General features: G+C 73.1%; 17 protein-coding genes. 6 read left to right on the forward strand and 11 right to left on the reverse strand.

Going from position 1 to position 16,245, the window contains the following annotated elements; translation table 11 throughout:
• The first annotated feature begins 51 nt into the window (after nucleotides 1-51).
• Complete coding sequence (locus BU204_RS05765) at nucleotides 52-774, forward strand: HAD family hydrolase (RefSeq protein ID WP_075124497.1); 723 nt, start codon at nucleotides 52-54, stop codon at nucleotides 772-774.
• Here the strand turns inward: BU204_RS05765 and BU204_RS05770 are convergent.
• The 5 genes from BU204_RS05770 to BU204_RS05790 all read right to left on the reverse strand — a co-directional run bounded on the left by BU204_RS05770 (nucleotide 693) and on the right by BU204_RS05790 (nucleotide 5,065).
• Nucleotides 693-1,706: an alcohol dehydrogenase catalytic domain-containing protein gene (locus tag BU204_RS05770; protein ID WP_075124498.1), complete on the reverse strand. Its 1,014-nt coding sequence runs from the start codon at nucleotides 1,704-1,706 to the stop codon at nucleotides 693-695. The genes BU204_RS05765 and BU204_RS05770 overlap by 82 nt on opposite strands.
• Nucleotides 1,703-2,413: a TenA family protein gene (locus BU204_RS05775; protein WP_075124499.1), complete on the reverse strand. Its 711-nt coding sequence runs from the start codon at nucleotides 2,411-2,413 to the stop codon at nucleotides 1,703-1,705. Before BU204_RS05775 ends, BU204_RS05770 begins: the two co-directional genes overlap by 4 nt.
• A complete protein-coding gene (gene purE, locus BU204_RS05780) occupies nucleotides 2,410-2,913 on the reverse strand; it encodes a 5-(carboxyamino)imidazole ribonucleotide mutase (protein WP_198942780.1) in 504 nt (167 codons plus the stop codon). The genes BU204_RS05775 and purE overlap by 4 nt, the downstream gene beginning before the upstream one ends.
• Nucleotides 2,910-3,758 (reverse strand): FAD binding domain-containing protein, encoded by an 849-nt coding sequence (locus tag BU204_RS05785; protein ID WP_075124500.1) that lies wholly within the window; start codon nucleotides 3,756-3,758, stop codon nucleotides 2,910-2,912. The genes purE and BU204_RS05785 overlap by 4 nt, the downstream gene beginning before the upstream one ends.
• A gap of 356 nt (nucleotides 3,759-4,114) precedes the next feature.
• Nucleotides 4,115-5,065, reverse strand: a complete 951-nt coding sequence (locus BU204_RS05790) for an alpha-1,6-glucosidase domain-containing protein (RefSeq protein ID WP_198942781.1) — start codon at nucleotides 5,063-5,065, stop codon at nucleotides 4,115-4,117.
• On the opposite strand from BU204_RS05790, the gene BU204_RS41830 reads away from it, so the two are divergent.
• Together BU204_RS41830 and BU204_RS05795 are read left to right on the forward strand one after the other, a co-directional pair.
• A complete protein-coding gene (locus BU204_RS41830; protein WP_269844628.1) occupies nucleotides 5,064-5,189 on the forward strand; it encodes a hypothetical protein in 126 nt (41 codons plus the stop codon). The two genes, BU204_RS05790 and BU204_RS41830, sit on opposite strands and share 2 nt — an antisense overlap.
• A gap of 125 nt (nucleotides 5,190-5,314) precedes the next feature.
• Complete coding sequence (locus tag BU204_RS05795; protein WP_083661021.1) at nucleotides 5,315-5,665, forward strand: hypothetical protein; 351 nt, start codon at nucleotides 5,315-5,317, stop codon at nucleotides 5,663-5,665.
• Nucleotides 5,666-5,669: 4 nt separating this feature from the next.
• Here BU204_RS05795 and BU204_RS05800 read toward each other — a convergent pair whose 3' ends face one another.
• From BU204_RS05800 to BU204_RS05820, 5 genes are all read right to left on the reverse strand, one after another.
• Complete coding sequence (locus BU204_RS05800) at nucleotides 5,670-6,497, reverse strand: SAM-dependent methyltransferase (RefSeq protein WP_083661022.1); 828 nt, start codon at nucleotides 6,495-6,497, stop codon at nucleotides 5,670-5,672.
• 59 nt (nucleotides 6,498-6,556) lie between these two features.
• Complete coding sequence (locus BU204_RS05805) at nucleotides 6,557-7,714, reverse strand: low temperature requirement protein A (protein WP_075124502.1); 1,158 nt, start codon at nucleotides 7,712-7,714, stop codon at nucleotides 6,557-6,559.
• Nucleotides 7,715-7,896: 182 nt separating this feature from the next.
• Nucleotides 7,897-10,434, reverse strand: coding sequence for a CHAT domain-containing protein (locus BU204_RS05810; protein ID WP_075124503.1), 2,538 nt, complete (start codon nucleotides 10,432-10,434; stop codon nucleotides 7,897-7,899).
• Nucleotides 10,435-10,475: 41 nt separating this feature from the next.
• The gene (locus BU204_RS05815; RefSeq protein WP_075124504.1) at nucleotides 10,476-10,973 is read right to left on the reverse strand and encodes a hypothetical protein; all 498 of its coding nucleotides are present in this window, start codon (nucleotides 10,971-10,973) and stop codon (nucleotides 10,476-10,478) included.
• A gap of 96 nt (nucleotides 10,974-11,069) precedes the next feature.
• On the reverse strand, nucleotides 11,070-12,671 hold the full coding sequence (locus tag BU204_RS05820; RefSeq protein WP_075124505.1) for a S8/S53 family peptidase: 1,602 nt from the start codon (nucleotides 12,669-12,671) through the stop codon (nucleotides 11,070-11,072).
• Between the two features lie 144 nt (nucleotides 12,672-12,815).
• On the opposite strand from BU204_RS05820, the gene BU204_RS05825 reads away from it, so the two are divergent.
• Complete coding sequence (locus tag BU204_RS05825) at nucleotides 12,816-13,151, forward strand: hypothetical protein (protein WP_075124506.1); 336 nt, start codon at nucleotides 12,816-12,818, stop codon at nucleotides 13,149-13,151.
• A gap of 83 nt (nucleotides 13,152-13,234) precedes the next feature.
• Complete coding sequence (locus BU204_RS05830) at nucleotides 13,235-14,212, forward strand: YihY/virulence factor BrkB family protein (RefSeq protein WP_075124507.1); 978 nt, start codon at nucleotides 13,235-13,237, stop codon at nucleotides 14,210-14,212.
• A gap of 11 nt (nucleotides 14,213-14,223) precedes the next feature.
• Here BU204_RS05830 and BU204_RS05835 read toward each other — a convergent pair whose 3' ends face one another.
• Complete coding sequence (locus BU204_RS05835; protein WP_075124508.1) at nucleotides 14,224-15,420, reverse strand: MFS transporter; 1,197 nt, start codon at nucleotides 15,418-15,420, stop codon at nucleotides 14,224-14,226.
• A 60-nt stretch (nucleotides 15,421-15,480) separates the two neighbouring features.
• Here BU204_RS05835 and BU204_RS05840 point away from each other — a divergent pair, with 60 nt between their 5' ends.
• Nucleotides 15,481-16,239, forward strand: coding sequence for a DeoR/GlpR family DNA-binding transcription regulator (locus tag BU204_RS05840; RefSeq protein ID WP_075124509.1), 759 nt, complete (start codon nucleotides 15,481-15,483; stop codon nucleotides 16,237-16,239).
• Nucleotides 16,240-16,245: the final 6 nt, after the last annotated feature.

The following is a 16,245-nucleotide window of genomic DNA, read 5'->3' on the forward strand; positions in this document are numbered from 1 at the left end:
CTCTGCTCGGGCTCGTGTCATGGTCGAGAGAGGTTGCCTAGTCTCGGTGACATGACGCGTGCACTGCTGTACGACTTCGACGGCCTGCTGATCGACAGCGAGGTGGCGGGACTGCGGTCCTGGCACGCGCTCTACGAGTCGTTCGGCCAGACCCTGGACCGCGAGCACTGGCTCGGCGAGATCGCCGCCGGTCGCGGTCCCTGCATGCCGATCGCCCAGCTCGAGGAGGCGCTCGGCCGCGCCCTGGACTGGGAGGAGCTCGAGCCACGGCGCAGGACCCACCGCGACGAGCTGATCGTGGCCCGGCCCGGCGTGCGCGACCACCTCGCCCGTGCCGCCGAGCTCGGCCTCCGCTGCGCGATCGTGTCCAACGCGCCGGGCTGGTGGATCGACGAGCAGCTCGCCAACACCGGTCTGGACCGCGCGCACTTCGCGGTGGTCGTCTGCAAGGACGGCAAGCGTGCGGGCAAACCCGCTCCCGACGCCTACCTCGCCGCGCTGGACGCCCTGGGGCTGCGGGCCGAGGACGCGCTGGCCTTCGAGGACTCGCCGGTGGGCGTCGCGGCGGCGAAGGCCGCCGGGCTGCGCTGCGTGGCCGTGCCCAACGAGGTCACCGCCGAGCTGGCGCTGGACGCGGCCGACCAGGTGATCCCGTCGCTGGACGCGGTGACGCTCGACGAGTTGCTCGAGCATCACGGCTCCAGCACGATGCGGCCGACCGTCCCCCCGCCGGCCAACTCGGCCAGCACCCGGTCCGCGTCGGCCAGCGGGTAGCGCCCGGAGACGACCGCGCGGAGGTGGCCGTCGGCGAGCAGCCGGACGGCCTCCCGCGCGTCGTCCAGGGTGGCCCCGACCGACCCGCGGACGACGACCTCCTTGGTGACGATCCGGGAGACGTCGACCGGCGCCGGGCGGTCCGTGTACCCGATCAGCACCAGGCGACCCCCGGTGCGGAGCAGGTCCACACAGACCGCCGGGGTGCTCTCGTTACCGACCGTGTCGACCGCGACGTCCGCGCCGCGGCCGCTGGTCAGCTCGCGGACCGCCGCGGCGACGTCGACCGAGCCCAGCACGACGTCGGTGGCACCGACCTGCTTGGCCTTCTCGAGGCTCGCCTCGTGCACGTCGACCGCGATCACGCTCGCGCCGTCCAGGACCGCCGCCTGGGTCACGGCGAGCCCGATGCCGCCGACGCCCATCACCACCACGGTCTCGCCCGCCCGCACGCCGGCGACCCGCCGACCGGCGTGCAGGGCTGTGGTGCCGGAGCAGCCCATCACCGCGGCGTCGGCGTACCCCACCGAGTCCGGCAGCGGCACGCAGCAGCGCGCGGCGACCAGCATGTACTCGGCGTACCCGCCGTCGGTGTCGAAGCCGTACTTCGCCTTCGGGGCGGGGCAGAGGTTCTCCAGCCCGTCCGCGCAGGCCGGGCAGCGCCCGCACCCGTCGTAGTAGTAGACGAGCACCCGTGTTCCGAGTGCGATGTCCACATCGGACGCGACGGCGACGACGTCCCCGGCCACCTCGTGCCCGGGAACCAGCGGCAGTGGCGGGGAGCTGGGTACGGCGTCGCGCAGGTGCAGGTCGGTGTGGCAGACGCCGGCGGCCCGGACGGCCACCACCACCTGTCCGGGGCCCGGCTCCGGGCGCGGTCGCTCGCCCACCCGCAGCGGGGCGTGGGTGGCCTCGATCCAGGCGGCCCTCACGCCGCCGCCTCCTCGTCCCGGACCGTCCCCGGCCAGTCGACCTCGAGGTGCCAGGCCGAGTCGAACACGTCGACCTGGTGCTGGACGCTGCGCAGGTACAGCAGTTTCATCCGGGCCCGGCCCGCCTCGTCGGTGGCCCTGGCCCGGGCCTCCATCATGGCCGCGTGGGCCTCCGCCATCCGATGCACGGCACGCTGCACGTAGATGTCGGCCCATTTCTGGTAAGGGGCGGGGCCGTCGATCCGGACGCCCCGGAACCGCTCGCCGATGACCTTGGTGAACATCGCGCAGGGCAGCAGCGCCGATGCGATGTCGCCGATGTCGCCCTCCAGCGCGGTGCGCACCAGGTGGTTGGCGTACGCCTCCCGGGCGGGGGTGTACCTGCCGGGGTCGATCCGGAGCGTCTCGGTGTAGCCGAGCTCGTCGAGCAGCTCCTGCTTGGCCTGGATCTCGTTGAGCACCCAGACGTCGTCCAGCACCGTGGTCGCCGCCTTCGTCCACGCCGAGCCGGGCGGTGCCTTCGCGACGCCGAGAGCAAGCGTGCGATGTAGGTCCACAATGTACGGTGCGTCGTTGACCTGGAAGGAGACGAACTTCTCCACCGGTAGCTCGCCCGCTGCCATCGCCTCGATCCAGGGGTGGTGGCGGTAGGCGCGCCAGGCATCCGCGGCGCCCTGCTCGCACTCGGCGACGAAGGACTCGGTCATCGGCTCTCCTGTTCGGTTCGTCGGACGCTGTCGGCCACCCGCCGCGCCCGCCAGGACGCGACGCGCTCGCCGACCTCCGGATGTGCGGTGGCGATGATCTGCGCGGCCAGCAGGCCGGCGTTGACCCCGCCGTCGACGGCGACCGTGGCCACCGGGTAGCCGTTGGGCATCTGGACTGTCGAGTAGAGCGAGTCGACGCCGCCGAGCGGACCACCGCCCAGCGGCACGCCGATCACCGGCAACGTCGTGTACGCGGCCACCATCCCGGCGACGTGCGCGGCCTGCCCGGCGCCGCAGATCAGCACCGCGTACCCGCGGTCGGCGGCGGTCCTCGCGAACTCGGCGGTCTCGTCGGGTGTTCGGTGGGCCGACAGCACGTGGGTCGTCACCGGCACGCCGAGCTCGGTGAGGACCGCCGCCGCCTTGTCCATGCGGTCCGCGTAGACCCGGGAGGCCATCAGCACGCCCACGGTCGGCAGCCCCACGTCCGGCAGGCTCACGAGGCCGCTCCCACGGCGGTGGCCAGCGCGCGCCGGACCACCACGCGAACGAGGTGCGTGCGGTAGTCGGCGGAGGCGATCGCGTCCGCCGCGACCGGAACCGCGTCGGCGGCGAGGGCCGCCGCCCGCGCCAGGTCCCGGTCGTCCAGAGCCGTACCGACCAGGGTCTCGGCGACCACCTCGAGCCGGGAACCGTCGTGGCCGTGGACGAACGGCGCCACGTCGGCGCGGACGCAGGTGCCGTCCCGATCCCGCCGGACCCGGACCGCGACGCCGCCGATCGTGGCACCCACCGCGCGCCGGCCGACCTGGACGAAGGCGTGCCCGTCGCCGTGGTGCCAGGCCGGGAACTCCACGCCCGCGAGCAACGCCGGTCCGGCCAGCCCGCCGTTCGCGAACAGGTCGGCCGCGGGGCGGCGGTGTTCGCCCGCACCGTCGTGGACCACGGCCGTCGCGTCGAGCACCGCGCACACGGCCGCGAGCTGCGTTGCCGGATCGCCGTTGGCGACGATGCCCGCGACGGTCCCCCGCGCCCGGGTCTGGGCGGTGCCGACCTGGGTGAGCGCGTCCGCCAGCAGGGGGGAGCGACCACGGGCCCACCGCCGGAGCGTCTCCTGCCGGCAGGTCGCGCCGACGGCGACCCCGCGGTCGTTCTCGACGAGCGTGTCCAGCTCCCCGGCCGGGTTGATGTCCACGAGGTGCGCCGGTCGCCGTCGGCGGCGGCGCATGGCGGGCACCAGGGTCAGCCCGCCGGCCAGCACGACGGCGCCGGGCAACGCGCCGAGCAGTTCGACGGCCTCCCGGGCGGACCGCACCGCGTGGTACTCACAGGGCGCCGGCCACATGCCGACACCTCCCGGGACGGGGAATTCGCCTCGACAATTGGTGCGTTAGCGCACTCATCAAAGTGATCGCTCTCTTCGCTGAGATCAATTTCTTCCCGGAATAGAGTTTTACGGGAGATCGCTCAAACCCCCCTCAAGCACGACTCGACTTTTCGCCTACCAGTGGTAACGAAGATTTCCACGAAGATCACTTTTGCGCAGGTCACAGCCTTGTTGACAGCGGAGAACAGGAAGAATTCTCTTATCTCGTCGAGCGCCGGACGCGCACGAGGAGAACTATTTTTCGGTCACGATCATTTTGTGAATGTTAACGTGAACCATATTCTTCCGAAGTGGACAGGGCCGGACCCGCGCGTTCACCGGGAAACGAACACCGCGACGGTCCTGGCCGGCACGGCGAACGACCCGTCGGCGCGGTACTCGGACGTGCGCACGACCGGGTCCGCTCCCCCGGCCTGGACCGGGTGCAGCCGGTACCGGGCGCCGGCGAGGGCGGGAACCGCCTGGGTGGTCGCCCGGCCCGAGGCGTTGAGGACCACGACGACGCTCTCCCACCGGGGGTCCAGATCCGGACCGGTGCGGTCGTCGAGGTGCATGACGATCACGCCGGGCGTCTGGTCCGGTCCGCCGGTCGGGAAGCCCACCCGGCGCCGCACCAGCTCGGCCGACCCCAGCCGGAACAGCGGCGAGGAGAACCTGATGCGCAACAGGTCCACCGCCTGCCGGTGGGCGGTCCGCAGCTCCCGCTCCCCCGGCTCCAGTGCCGGGTCGGCCAGCAGCGGGCGCATGTAGGCCCACTTGGCGGCGTTCTCGCCGCGTGGCGGCAGGCCCGAGCCCCAGGTCGACTCGCGGTAGGTCCAGTCGATCCGGTTGAACCAGTCCCCGGAGTTGAAGCTGTTGCGGTCCAACGACTTCGACCGAAGCAGGTCGGTACCGGCATGCCAGAACGCCGGCCCCTGGGCGAGCGCGGCGGTGGCCAACGCGACCGTGTTGGCCCGCACCCGGTCCGACATCCCGGTGCCTCGCGGCAGCTTGTACTGCAGGACGTCGAACAGCGTCTCGTTGTCGTGGGCGTCCACGTGGGTGATGGTCTCGGCCGGGTCGGCGTAGCCGGCGGGCTGGCCGTTGTAGTCGACCTGGGCGCCGGTCACGAGCTCGCCCTCGCGGTCGACAAACCGGTAGTCACGCAGGTTGCCGGCCAGCCCCACCTTGATCTGGTCCTGGTGGAGCAGCAGCCGCGCACGCTGCCGCTCCGGCGTCCCGTTCACCTCCCTCGCCTCCCGCGCGACCGGGCGCGTCGTGCGCATGGCCGACCGGGGCGACGCGGTCGCCGTGACGCTCGCCCCGATCCAGCTCCAGGAGCTGATCCGCGACGGGGACCTAGGTACCCCTGTGCAGCGCCTGATCATCCTCCTCGTGGACTCCTGCTGACCGCCGCCTGCTCGGGCCCGACCGCGGGACCGACCGCGGAACCGGCTCCCCCGCCGCCACCCCAGGCGGCCCCGCCCTCCGCGCCGCCGGACCAGCCGGCCGCTCTCCCGCCGGCGTGCCCGCTGTTGCCCAAGCCGGAGGCCGAGGCGCTCGCCGGCACCCCGCTGGTCGACGGTGTCGAGTCCAACCCGGCGAGCCCGCAGTGCCTCTACGCGGGTCCCACCAGCGGCCCGGTCGCCCAGGTGGAGGTCTTCGTGGGCGACGGCGCGAAGAAGTTCCTCGACATCGACCGGGAGCACGCGCACGAGTTCACCGAGGTACCCGGCATCGGCGAGGAGGCACACGCCGAGGACAACGCGATCTTCGCCCGCGTCGGTCGGACCTGGTTCGCCGTGCGCCTGGTCCGACTCAACGATCCGGCGCGCAACGCACCCGCGCTCGTCACCGCCGCCACAGCCGTCGCGGGCCGGCTGTAGGAGGTCAGGCCCGGCCGGGCACGCGACCCACCCCGCCGTAGCCGAGCAGGCGGGCCGGGGAGGTCGACGCGCTGTTCTCGGGTCGCCACGCGTCGAGCAGCACCACGCCCGGCTCGACCAGCTCGGTGCCGGCGAACCAGCTCTCGATGGTGGCCCGGTCGCGCGGATGGACCTGCTCGTCGGCGGCCTCGTAGAGGCGCAGCAACCCGGCCAGCTGCTCGGCGGTCCGCGGGTCGGCCTCGTCCTGGCTCATGGTCGAGATGGCCAGGAGGCTCCCTGGCGGGCAGGCCTCGCGGTAGGTGCGGATCATGTCGGCCGGGCCGTGCTCGTCGCCGATGAACAGCATCAGGCCGGCGATCAGCAGGCCCACCGGGCGGTCGAAGTCGACCAAGCGGTTGACGTCGGGGTTCTCCAGGACCGAACGGGTGTCGCGGACGTCCGCCTCGACCACGGCGGTGTTCTCGTCCTCCGCGAGCAGCTCGCGGCCGTGGTGCACGGCGACCGGCTCGTAGTCCACGTACACCACCCGCGTCGCGGGGTCCACGCGCCGGGCGATCTCGTGCACGTTGCCCACGGTGGGAATCCCGGAGCCGAGGTCGAGGAACTGACGGATTCCCTGGTCCATCAGGTAGAGCACCACCCGGCGCAACCACGCGCGGTTGATCCGCGCGACGTGCCGCACCCAGGGTGCGACCTGCTCGACCTGGCCGGCCAGCAGCCGGTCCGGCTCGAAGTTGTTCACCCCGCCCAGGTAGTGGTCGTACATGCGAGCCGCGTTGGGCTTGTTTATGTCGATCCTGCCGAGGTTCATCGCCGGTTGCTGGGCCGTCACATGCTCTCCGATCGGGGTGGCGGGACGCGGCCGGCAGCATACTGCCCGAGCGGCCGAGCTCAGCCAGACTCCGCCGTCGGTGCCGCCGTCGGTGCCCCCGTCGGCGCCGGGGTCGGGCGCACGGACTCCGCCACGACCGTGCCGGCCAGCACCAGCGCCGCGACGGCGAGCTCCAGCCAGCCTCCCACCAGCAGGCCGGCGGGAACGCAGAGCCAGACCGCCGCCGCGGCGGCCAGCCGGGGCCAGGGCCAGCTCGGGGTGAGGCTGCGGCGGAACGCGGCCAGCCCCAGGAGGTAGCCGGTCAGGCCGATCGGCAGCAGCCAGGGCTCGAGGTCGTGCAGCGGCGAGCCGAGGTAGCTGACCGCCTTCTTCATGCCGACCGCGGCGACCGTGACGCCGGCGATCATCACCAGGTACGCGTACCCGAAGGAGAGCAGGGCGGCCAGCCCTCGGCGCCGCGCCGGCATCGCGTCCAGGGCGTGCTCGCCGGCCGCGTCCTCGTGGTCGAAGTACAGCCACCACATCGCCGCGCTCACCGCCAGCGCGAGCAGGGAGCCGACCACGACGGTGGTCACGCTCCCCTTCGCGGTCGCCGCGGCGCCGACGGCGATGATCGACTCACCGAGCAGGATGATCAACGCGAGCCCGTGGCGTTCCACGAAGTGGCCGGCGCCGACCACGAACCCGCTGATGCCCACGACGTGCGGGGTCGCGTAGTGCAGCACCACCACGGCCAGCGCCAGCCAGAGCCGGACGTCCGGCGGCAGGAACCCGGCGACGACCAGCACCGCCGCGCCGAGGAGGTTGAGCGGCCCCAGCCGCAGGATGGCCCCGCGCCCGGAGGTGCCGAGGAACCCGGCGGTGTGCACGACCACCACGACGAGGTAGGCGATCCCCAGGACGAGCCCGAACGGCCCCTCCTCGAAGTAGCGCGGCACCGCCAGCGACATGACGAAGTACGCGGCCATCCCGGCGAGCAGGAGCAGGCGGGGCCGGGTGCGGTCGAGGTCCAGCGCGTTGGTCAGCCAGGCGTAGCCGCCGTACATCCACCAGACCACGGCCAGCAGCACCGTGACCCGGGCGAGCCCGGTGCCGGTGGGCGCGGCCGTGAGCACGGCGGCGATCTGGGTGATCGCGAAGACGAAGACGAGGTCGAAGAACAGCTCGAGCGACCGGACCTTCTCGGCCGGCCCCGTCGGAACGCGGGTCGTCGTCACAGCGCGGTCCCTCTCCCGCTCACCCGGTCCGCCGGGTGCGGACCGCCTCACGTGACCGCCCGGCGGCCACGTGACTCCCCCCAACACCGCGACCGCCGACGATCTTCCCGCGGCACCGACGCGGTTCGCGACCACAGCGGTCCTCAGTGGTCACGCACACCGTAGGGCACGTCCGCACCGGCTCAGCCGCTGCCGAAGCAGACGAGGGGTGTCAGCGGCTCGGTGAGCGTGGCGTCGGCCAGGGCTCTGGCGGGGGCGGCCCCGCGGGCCAGGGCGCGGTGGTAGGCGGTCATCACGCCCACCGCGGCGTGGTCGTTCATGCGCGCCACGCTGGAGACCACGGTGCGGGTGCCGCTGTAGAGCAGGGCCGCGGTGAAGCCGAGCATCTCGTCGCCCGCGCGCACGACGGTCTTGCCCACGTCGCAGGACGCGAGGATCACGTGTTCGGGCGCGGCACCGAGCCGGTGGATGTCGTAGGCCAGCAGCGGTCCGTCGGCGAGGTCGAGCCGGGAGAACAGCACGCTGTCCTGCTCGTGGTGGCCGTGCGCGGCGAAGTGGGCGATGCCGCAGCCGTCGAGTGCCTTGATCGCCGACTCGACGGTGGCGTCCGCGCCGACCAGGGTCTCCCCCTCGGGGTAGATGCGGGCCAGCTGCTCGACCTCGTCCGCGGCGTGCTCGAGGTCGGGGCCGGCGACGAGGAGCGTGCCGGCGGGCGGCGCGAGCGCGGCGCGCCGGGCGGAGAGCCACACGGTCGCCGAGGGCGACACGGTCACCGGGCGGCCCCGCAGGTCCGGCAGCAGCGCCCACGGCACGCCCGACAGCGGTCCGGTCGGCACCACGACCAGGTCCTCGTCGCCCAGGCTCGGCCGCAGCGGCGCCAGCAGGTGCTCGGTCAGCACGCCCAGCTGGCGCCGGGCCGAGGTGCGCACCGCGGCGTCGAGCGGGGCCGGCAGCGCGCGACCGGACAGCACGTCCAGGTCGCTGCGCAACCGCATGATCGACTCGGTCACCGTGGGCAGGTCGCCGAGCGCGACGATCCGCGCGACCCGGTCGCCGGCCAGGAAGGCGTGGATCCGCGTGCCCACGGTGAAGAAGCTGACCAGTGCCGTGCCGGCCGCCGCGAGCTCGGCGCGGACCTCGGCCAGCTCGGCCTGGGCGTCGTGCTCGCCGGTGCCGCTGGTCTGCCAGCTCTGCGCGCGGATCTGGCGTTCCAGCTCCGCGCAGCGCCGTGCCGCCACCGGATCGCGGCGGCCCTCGAGCTCGCTGGCCCGCGCCACGCGGGACAGCTGCCGCAGCTCGGCGACGGCGTCGACGGTGGCCGGGTCGTCGGTGGGGTGCACGGCACGCGAGCGGAACGCCTGCGCCCGCGAGTGCTCCAGCCAGCGGAACACCGTCGCCGGCCGGCCCACGGCCAGCGCGGCGTCGAGCCCGGCCCTGGCGAGCTCGGCACCGAGGGTGGCCACGCCGGTCTGGAGGTCGATGCTGCCGAAGTGGCTGCGGTGCTCGGCGAGACGGACCAGTCCGGCCCGGGCGTGCCGGAAGGTGGCCGGGTGGTCGCCGCGGGCGCTCGCGATCCGGGCCCGGACGACGTGCCGCTGCAACCGGGTGTCCAGCCTGGACCGTCGACCGGGTTGTCGCCGGACCCGCTCGGCCGCCAGGTCGACCTGGCCACGGCTCAGGTGCGCGCGAGCGGCGAGCAGCTCGGCGGCCTCGGCGTCGTTGTCCAACCCCAGCGCGCGGAGTCGCTCGGCGAGCTCGCTGGCGGTGCCGGCGGCGGCGACCGCGCGCCGGCCGTCGGCGAACTCGGCACGCAGCCGGGTCAGCGCGGCGACCGCCGCCCAGGCCTCGTTGCGCCGCCGGCGGAACCGGCGCCGCGCCCGGGCCGCCCAGCGGGTTGCCGCGGCGTGGTCGCCGACCGCCAGGGCGATCTGCGCACGGGTCAGCTCGGCCTCGGCCTGCTCCTGGGTCATCCCCAGACCGGCGAACCCGGGCAGGGCGGCGTCGAGCACCTCGGCCGCGTCCACCGCGAGCCCGGCGGCGAGCAGGGCCCTGGCCTTCTCCACCGCGAGCACGACCAGCATCCCGTCCGCGTTCTCCGCGTACCCCTGCTCGGCCTGGTCGAAGGCACGCAGCGCCCCGGGGACGTCCCCGGCGAGCAGCAGGCAGGAACCGCGGCCGTGGAAGGACTTCGCCACCTGGACGGTCATCCCGAGCTCCCGGCTGAGCTGCTCGCTGCGGGCCAGGTCGGCCAGCGCCGGGCGCACCTGGCCGGCGATCTGGTGGATGAACGCCCTGTTCAGCAGGGTCCGCGCGAGCGCGACCCGCTCCCCCGCCCGCTCGAGCAGCGGCACCGCCGCGTCGAAGCTGCGCACCGCCTCCTCGACCCGCCCGGTCATGGTCAGCAGCAGACCGCGTTGGAGCAGCAGCACCCCCCGGTTGTGCTCGGCGATGAGCGCGCCGGTTCCGTCCAGCAGCGCGAACCCCCGGTCGCTGTTGCCGCACGCGACCTCGGCGGCGGCGAGCGAGCCGAGCAGGCGGAAGGTCAGCTCGCGGTGCTCCGGCCAGCGTCCCGCCGGCTCGGGCCAGCCGAGCAGGCGCAGGCCCGCCCGCAACGACCTGGCACCGAGCAGCGGTCGACCCCGGTTGAGCGCCTCGAGCCCACGCCGGTGCAGCTCGCGTGCGCGGGCTTCCACGGCCTCCTCGGCCGGCTCACGGGGCATTCGGCCAGTATCCGTGCGGCGTCCACGATGACCAACAACGTTTAGGGTGACAAACCCCCTTTTCCGATCTCGATCGGCGGCGTGACGACGCGGTGCGACCCGGCGACGTCGTGCACGACGAGCTGCGCCGGTCCCGCCGGCACCTCCGCCAGCGCGAACCGGCCGGCGTCGTCGCTCTCGGTCGACATGGCGCGGGTGGGGCAGCGCAGCTCGACCCGGTGGCACGCGCCGGGCGAGAGCCAGCCGTCGACCCTGGTGGTGCCGTCGACGCGGGTGTCGAGCGTGATCATGATCGTCAGGTTGTCGCTCTGGAACGTGACGAGCCGGGTGAACTCGTCCGACCGCGCCGCCACCAGCCGCGACTCCTCGACGAGCCGCGCGAGCTCGGCGTCGAGGAGGTCACAGCCGTCGAGGCCGGCGAGGTCGACCGCGAACCGCACCCGCTCGACGAGACCGTCCGGCATGGGGTCGGCCTTCTCCAACATCGTCCGCAGCGCGTCGAGCAGCTCCGTCGGCTCCTGGGCGTCCTCGGGGCTCACCGGGCCGCCTCCCCGCGAGCGACGCCGGTTCTCGCGTCGCGGCCCGACATCAACAACCGGCGTGGCATGGCGGGGACCAGTGCACCGGAGAAAGGTTCACGACGCCGGGTCGCAGGCCGTGCAGGCGTCGACGGCGAGACGGGCTCGCTCGCGCATCGCCTCCTGGCTGACCAGCCCCATCCGCAGCCGACCGGGGTCGGACTCCGCGTGCTCGACCAGGCGGTTGGCCAGTACCGCCGCGGCGTGTGGACCCGCGAACGAGGTGCCGTGCCACATGGCGAACCCGCTGCTGAAGTCGTCCGGGTCGAGCGACTCCCGGTCCAGCTCCCGGATGGCGTTGGCCGGCCCGGTGCTCCCCCGCATGGTGGGGAACGTGCTCACCACCGCGGCACCGGTCGCCCAGGCATGCACCCACGGCGCCTGGTTGCTGAAGAAGGCCTTGGTGCCGTTGGGGTTCAGCGCCCCCACGCTGATCACCGGCTGCCCGCCGCCGACCGGGGGGATGGTGGCGAGCGCGGCCGGGAAGAACGGGCGCGTGGTGGCGTCGTTGCCGGCCGCCGCGACGACCAGCACGCCGAGGTCGCTCAACGTGTGGAGGAGCCGGGCGAACTCGGTCGTCTCGGCCTCGTCGTCGAGCGTCTCGCAGTAGTAGCCGATGGAGATCGACAGCACGTCGACCATGTCGGCGGGGTCGCCCCCCGGTGCCTGCGCCGCCCGGACCTGCTCCACCAGCCGCTCGAGGGCGGCCAGCACGTCGCTCTCGTAGGCGACCCCGTCGCCGGCCATCACCCGGGCGACACCGACCTCGGCGTCCGGCGCGACCTGGCGGATGATGCCGGCGATGAACGTGCCGTGCCCGGTGTGCCGGTCGAGCTCGCCGGTCAGCGGGTTCGCCGGGACGTCGGCGTCCCAGTGGTCCTCGATGACCCTGGCCGCCGTGCCCGCGGCGCGGCTGCTCGCGGTGATGGCGTCCTGAACCTCCTTGAGGACGCGGATGAACCCGCCCGGCGGGAAGCCGGCGTCGCGGTCGGTCGCCCCGAACCACTCGTGCGGGGAGATCCCCGTGTCCAGCACGGCGACCACCGGCCGCCGGTCGAACCCGCCGCCGGGAACCAGCTGCCGCGGCGTCGGCGGCCGCAGGCCGACGCTGACCGGGACCGGTCCGCCGCGTGCCGACCGCAGGTAGGAGTCCCTGCCGAACAGGCCGTGGGAGTCCCAGGGTGCCGGGTCGATGCCGTGGGAGTCCCACGGCGCGGGGTCCAGGCCCAGGAACAGCAGGTGTTCCAGCGTCACCGGATCCGGCGCCTGGACGGTGCGGGCGAGTTCCGGGGCCGGTTCGGCGGCCGCCGCCTGCCGCAGGTGCCAGAGCGCGAACCAGGCGTCGACGGTCGCGGGCCGCGCCGGGTCGAGCGCCTCGAGCCGGGCCACCGGCCGGGGGTGCCCGTTGGACGGTCCCACCAGCCGCAGGTTGATGCCGGCGAGAACCCGGTCGATCGCGTCCCGGTCCGCGTCCACCGGTAAGCGCAGGACATCGGTGCGGTAACCGGTCGCCGTGGGGGCGGGACCGGTCACCTCGCACATCGGGTCCGTGCGCTTGAGGACCCGCGCACCATGTCTGGCCAGGAGTCTCCCCGGGACGTCGGGTACGTCGGTACCGAGACCTTCGTCGCGTGGGTTGCGCCGGACGTAGAAGTGCATTGGGACCTCCATGCGGGGGTGGACACACGGCTTCTCGAACTGGAGCCGGGCCAGAGCCGGCAGATACGTCCATCAACATCACGAGTCGGTAACGCCGTCCGGGCACTAGTCTCGTCGCGGGGGACGGAACGGAGGCGGGCGCACGTGAGCGACACCGATCCGCACATCCACGTCGAGCGGAACGTCGTCCAGGCGGGCGCCGACTTCCGCAACGCGATCACGTTGACGTTGGGCCTGGTGACCGACGCGCCGAGCACGGTCACCACCGGCTGCGGCCGCCATGTGCCCTACGCGATGACCTCCACCCGGCCGGAGAGCGTCACCTGCCTGCCGTGCCGGGAGCACGCCCACCAGGAGTACCTGAAGCTCGCCGACCAGATCGAGCGACTGAGCCGACCGCCCCAGGTCAACATCACCGCCGAGCAGGCGGCCCAGGCCGTCGCCCGGCTCCGGGAGCTCGCCGAAAGGTTCGCCGCGTAGCGCTGTTTCCCCTCGTCTGTGCGGGTACCCCTGCATGCGCGCGACGCGCGACGAGATGCAGGCAGGTACGGAGAAGAGACGTCATGACCGACACCGCTCAGCCGAAGAACCACGAACGGCCGCCGGAGAAGCCCACGTCCATGGACCGCGGATCCTGGTGGCAGGTGCTCAAACGCACCGCCAAGGAGTTCAACGAGGACAACCTGACCGACTGGGCCGCCGCCCTCACCTACTACGCGGTCCTGTCCATCTTCCCGGGTCTGCTGGTCGTCGTCTCCCTGCTCGGTCTCTTCGGCCAGGACACGGTCAACACCGTCATCAACGACCTCGGGTCGGCCGCTCCGGACGCGGTGCGCGACATCCTCGTCAACGCCACCCGCAACCTACAGAACTCCCAGGGCACCGCGGGTCTGCTGGCCATCGTCGGTCTGGCCGGCGGGCTCTGGTCGGCGTCCAACTACGTGGCCGGGTTCATGCGTGCCTCCAACGACATCTACGACGTCCCGGAAGGCCGGCCGATCTGGAAGACGTTGCCGATCAGGATCGGCGTCACGCTCGTGATCGCGATCCTGCTGACGGTGAGCGTGCTCATCGTGGTGCTGACCGGTGGCGTCGCCGAGTACGTCGGTGAGCTGATCGGCGCCGGCGAGACGTTCGTGACCATCTGGCAGTACGCGAAGTGGCCGGTCCTGGTGATCATCATCAGCCAGATCCTCGCCCTGCTGTACTGGGCCGCCCCCAACGCCAAGCAGGCCGGCGCACGCTGGGTCAGCCCCGGCGGGATCCTCGCCGTGGTCGTGTGGATCATCGCGTCGGCGGGTTTCGCCTTCTACGTCGCGAACTTCGGGTCCTACAACAAGACCTACGGCACCCTCGCCGGTGTGATCATCTTCCTGGTCTGGCTCTGGATCTCGAACATCGCGGTGCTCCTCGGTGCCGAGTTCGACGCCGAGATGCACCGCGGCCGGGCCATCGAGGCCGGTCACCCCGAGGAGAAGGAGCCGTTCGTCGGCCTGCGGGACGATCGCGCCCTCGACGAGGACGAGAAGAAGGCGACGTAACCGCCTTACGACTACCTGCGCGCCTCGGTCTCCGGAGCGGTGTCGGGGGCCGAGGCGGCGGGGGTCGGAACGGGGCGCAGGATCCCCGCGGTGCAGACGGCGAGCACACAGAAGGCCACGACCAGCAGGAACGCCACGTTCAGCGGCATCAGCTCGGTCATCGGACCGATGATCGCGGGTCCGGCCAGGATGCCGAGGTAGCCGAGGCCGGCGACGCGGGAGACGTTCGCTCCCGCGTTGGCCCGGTCGGCGTGCCCGGCGGCGCTGAACAGCTGCGGTACGGAGCCGGACAGCCCGATGCCGAACAACGTCCAGCCCGCCAGCGCCAGGGGAACCCAGGGGGCGAGCGAGGCCGTCAGCAGCCCGACGGCCGCGATCGCCGACCCGTACCGGACGACCGCGACCGGGCCGACCCGCCGGACCACCGGGTCGGTGATCAGGCGGCCCACAGTCATGGCGGCGGCGAACGCGCCGTAGGCGAACGCGGCGGTGGCCTCGGGCGCGTCGAGGACCGTGCTCAGGTGCAGCACGCTCCAGTCGTTCGCGACGCCTTCGGCGAGCATCAGCAGCACGGCGAGGCCGGCCATGGCCCAGATACGACCGGGCGTCCTGCGCCGGCCCCGCTTCGCGGGCCGCTCCCCCGGCGGCGCCGGTGCGCGGCGCAGCAGCGCGGGTGTCGCGGCGAGGGCGATCGCCACGGCGATCCCGCCGGTCGCGGCGAGCGTCGTCGCCGGGTCCCAGCCCCAGCTCAGCGTGCGGGCGCCGACCACCGCGGCGGCGAACCCGCCGATCGACCAGGCGGCGTGGAAGGCCGACATCACCGCCCGGCCGTAGCCGTGCTCCACCTCGACCGCGTGGGCGTTCATGCTGACGTCCAGGCAGCCGTTGCCGAAGCCGAGCACGAACAGCCCCGCGCCCAACGCGAGACCGTTCGTCGCCAGTCCGGGCAGGACCAGCGCGGACGAGCAGAAGACGGCGCTCAGCGGCACGACGAGGCGCGGTCCGAACCGGTCGGTGAGCGGACCCGCGAGCTGCATGCCGCCGAACGCGCCGCCGCCGAGGAGCAGCAGGAGCAGGCCGAGCGTGGCGTGGTCGACGCCAGTCCGCTGCTCGACGGCGGGGATGTGGACGAACCACATGCCGACGGCCAACCCGTTCAGGCCGAAGAACGCGAAGGTGGCCACGCGGGCCGCGCGAAGTCTCTCCACACTTCGAACATAACTTACGTTCGCTGCCTGGCACTACGAACACGACAGGTGTTCAATGTCATGGTGAGTACCGAGCGGCTGCGGCGGATCGCCGACGCGACCCGCGAGGCGGGCGAGATGACGGTGGCCCGGCTCGCCGAGCTGACCGGCACCTCGGAGATGACCATCCGGCGGGACCTGGAGGTGTTGGCCGCCCAGGGCGTGATCGAGCGGTACCGGGGCGGGGCCAGGAGCCTGCTGCTGCGTGGGGAGGAGCCGCCGTTCGCGCTCCGGGCGAACGAGGGCGTCAAGGCCAAGCGGCGGATCGCGCACGCGGTGGCCGACCTGCTCGCCGACGGCGAGTCGGTGGTACTGGACAGCGGGACGACATGCCTGGAGGTCGCACACGTCCTGCGCGACCGGCGGCTGACCGTGCTGCCGCTGTCCCTGCACGCGGCCAACGCCCTGGTGGGGGCGCCGGCGCTGACGCTGTTGTTCCCGGGCGGCGCGCCCCGACCGGGAGAGCTGGCGTTGACCGGGCCGCTCGCCGAGGCCTCGCTGGCGGCTCTGCGGTTCGACACCGCGGTCATCGGCTGCTGCGGGCTGACCCCGGCGCACGGGATCACCGGCTACGACCTGGCGGACGCGGCCGTCAAGCGGGCCGCCATGCGCTCGGCCGCGCGGGTCATCGCGGTCGCCGACGCGGCGAAGCTCACCCGGACCGCCCTCGCCGTGGTGGCTCCGGTGTCCGAACTGGACGTCGTGGTGACCGATACCGGGGCACCGGCCGACGCGGTGGCCGCGCTCGAGGCGGCCGGTGCGGTCGTGCGCCGGGTGTGACCGGCG

This window comes from Actinophytocola xanthii (genome assembly GCF_001921205.1).
Classification (GTDB): Bacteria; Actinomycetota; Actinomycetes; order Mycobacteriales; family Pseudonocardiaceae; genus Actinophytocola; species Actinophytocola xanthii.

Coding starts and splice junctions, on each gene's coding strand:
- BU204_RS05765 (WP_075124497.1), top strand. CDS start 52: ATGACGCGTGCACTGCTGTACGACTTCGACGGCCTGCTGATCGACAGC.
- BU204_RS05775 (WP_075124499.1), bottom strand. CDS start 2,413: ATGACCGAGTCCTTCGTCGCCGAGTGCGAGCAGGGCGCCGCGGATGCC.
- BU204_RS05785 (WP_075124500.1), bottom strand. CDS start 3,758: ATGTGGCCGGCGCCCTGTGAGTACCACGCGGTGCGGTCCGCCCGGGAG.
- BU204_RS41830 (WP_269844628.1), top strand. CDS start 5,064: ATGGCCGACCGGGGCGACGCGGTCGCCGTGACGCTCGCCCCGATCCAG.
- BU204_RS05790 (WP_198942781.1), bottom strand. CDS start 5,065: ATGCGCACGACGCGCCCGGTCGCGCGGGAGGCGAGGGAGGTGAACGGG.
- BU204_RS05810 (WP_075124503.1), bottom strand. CDS start 10,434: ATGCCCCGTGAGCCGGCCGAGGAGGCCGTGGAAGCCCGCGCACGCGAG.
- BU204_RS05820 (WP_075124505.1), bottom strand. CDS start 12,671: ATGCACTTCTACGTCCGGCGCAACCCACGCGACGAAGGTCTCGGTACC.
- BU204_RS05830 (WP_075124507.1), top strand. CDS start 13,235: ATGACCGACACCGCTCAGCCGAAGAACCACGAACGGCCGCCGGAGAAG.
- BU204_RS05840 (WP_075124509.1), top strand. CDS start 15,481: ATGGTGAGTACCGAGCGGCTGCGGCGGATCGCCGACGCGACCCGCGAG.